Source organism: Bradyrhizobium sp., from assembly GCF_049581145.1.
Taxonomy (GTDB): domain Bacteria; phylum Pseudomonadota; class Alphaproteobacteria; order Rhizobiales; family Xanthobacteraceae; genus Bradyrhizobium.
This window is the reverse complement of the sequence record NZ_JBAURI010000462.1, coordinates 1-2,115: the sequence shown is the minus strand read 5'-3', so window position 1 is coordinate 2,115 and position 2,115 is coordinate 1. Positions and strand designations below refer to the sequence as shown.

2 protein-coding genes are annotated in these 2,115 nt (G+C 63.0%); both read right to left on the bottom strand.

What is annotated here, in order from left to right:
• Positions 1-7 precede the first annotated feature (7 nt).
• Positions 8-1,096 carry a TRAP transporter substrate-binding protein gene (locus tag WCB02_RS15270; protein WP_423959143.1) on the bottom strand — a complete coding sequence of 363 codons (1,089 nt, stop codon included), beginning with the start codon at positions 1,094-1,096 and terminating at the stop codon, positions 8-10.
• Between the two features lie 239 nt (positions 1,097-1,335).
• The coding region (locus WCB02_RS15265; protein ID WP_423959142.1) for an Mrp/NBP35 family ATP-binding protein at positions 1,336-2,115 on the bottom strand (780 nt) is incomplete at its 5' end.

The following is a 2,115-nucleotide window of genomic DNA, read 5'->3' as shown; positions in this document are numbered from 1 at the left end:
GGGACGATCAGCCGCGGGTGCGCGAGCGGATCATGAAGCTGTCGAAAGTGTACTCGGCGACCTGCCACCACAGATACTGGTCGGAGCGGTAGGCCTGCATCGCATCGATGGATTTCTTGAAGTCGGGATTCTTGGCGGAAATTTCCGCCCACAATTCGTTGGTCGCCTTCAGGCAGGCTTCCAGCACTTCGTTGGTGAAGGGCCGCAGCTGGGTGCCGCCGGCGACCAGGCGCTTCAGTGCCGCCGGGTTCTGCATGTCGTAGCGCGCCGCCATCCATTGGTTGGCGGCGGCTGTCGCGTTGCTGATGATCGCCTGGTAATTCTTCGGCAGCGAATTCCACTTATCGAGATTGCAGAAGGCGTGCACGGTCGGGCCGCCTTCCCAGAAACCCGGATAGTAGTAATACTTCGCGACCTTCTGGAAACCGAGCTTCTCGTCGTCATAGGGGCCGACCCATTCGGCGCCGTCGATGGTGCCCTTCTCCAGCGCCGGATAGATGTCGCCGCCGGCAAGCTGCTGCGGCACCACACCGACCTTCTGCAGTACCTGGCCCGCGATGCCGCCGATCCGGAATTTCAGACCGGAGAGGTCGGCAACCGTCTTGATCTCCTTGCGAAACCAGCCGCCCATCTGGGTGCCGGTGTTGCCGCAGGGAAAACCGATCACGCTGAATTTCTTGAAGAACTCGTTGCCGAGCTCCATTCCGCCGCCCTGATACCACCACGAGTTCTGCATCCGGGCGTTCAGCCCGAACGGCACCGAGGCATAGATCGCAAAGGTTGGGTCCTTGCCGACATAGTAGTAGGAGACGGTGTGGCTCATCTCGACCGTGGCATTGGACGTCGCATCCAGCGCCTGCAGGCCCGGAACGATCTCGCCAGCGGGAAAGATCTGGATCTGGAATTTGTTGTCGGTCATTTCGGCGACGTATTTCGCGAACTCCTCCGAAGCGCCGTAAAGCGTATCGAGCGACTTCGGAAAGCTTGACGTCATGCGCCATTTGATATCGGGCGAGGATTGCGCGATCGCGGGCGACGCCACCGCAGCGACCGCTGCGCCGGTTGCCGAAACCTTCAGGAAATCACGACGCTTCATCAATCCATCTCCTTACGTTCGGGAGGTTTCCCGTATCGTCCAAGCTCGCGCGCTTGTTTGCCAAGCTCTGGACGCTTGCCAAGCCCTTGAGGCTTGCCAAGCTCCTGGCTCGGCGAATCCTGTCCTGCGTCAAACCGACGACGCTCCGGCGGCGGCTTTATCACGGATGCGCGGCGCGCGAAAACGCGACGAAGGCATGACAGCACTGAACCAAAGTCGCATATCGCTGGAAAACCGGCTCAGGCCGCGGCGATGACGCCCTGCAGCTGATCACGCACTTTTGCGCCGATGGCGCGGTAGATCGCCGCGTGCGGGCCGTCCGGCTCGCTGACCACAACCGGGTTGCCGGCATCCGAGGTGACGCGGATCGACATGTGCAGCGGGATCTCGCCGAGAAACGGAACGCCCAGCCGCTCCGCCTCGTGCCGCGCCCCGCCATGGCCGAAAATGTCGGACCGCGTGCCGCAGTGCGGGCACTGGAAATAGCTCATGTTCTCGACGATGCCGAGCACCGGCACATTGACCTTGCGGAACATCGCAAGCCCGCGCCGGGCGTCGATCAGCGACAGGTCCTGCGGCGTGGAGACAATCACCGCGCCCTTCAGCGGCACGTTCTGCGCCAGCGTCAGTTGCGCATCGCCGGTGCCGGGCGGCATGTCGACCACCAGCACGTCGAGCGTGCCCCAGGCGACGTCGCGCAGCATCTGCGTGATCGCCGACATCACCATCGGCCCGCGCCAGATCATCGCGGTGTCTTCCTCGACCAGGAAGCCGATCGACATGATCGCAAGGCCGAAGCGCACGATCGGTATCATCTTCTTATCGTCGTCGAGCTGCGGCTTCTCGTGAATGCCGGTCAGCCGCGGCACCGAGGGGCCGTAGATGTCGGCATCGAGCAGTCCGACCCGCAGACCGAGATCGCGCAGGCCCAGCGCCAGGTTGAGCGCGGTGGTCGATTTGCCGACGCCGCCCTTGCCCGATGCCACCGCGATCACGCCGGCAATGCCCGGGATTTCAGC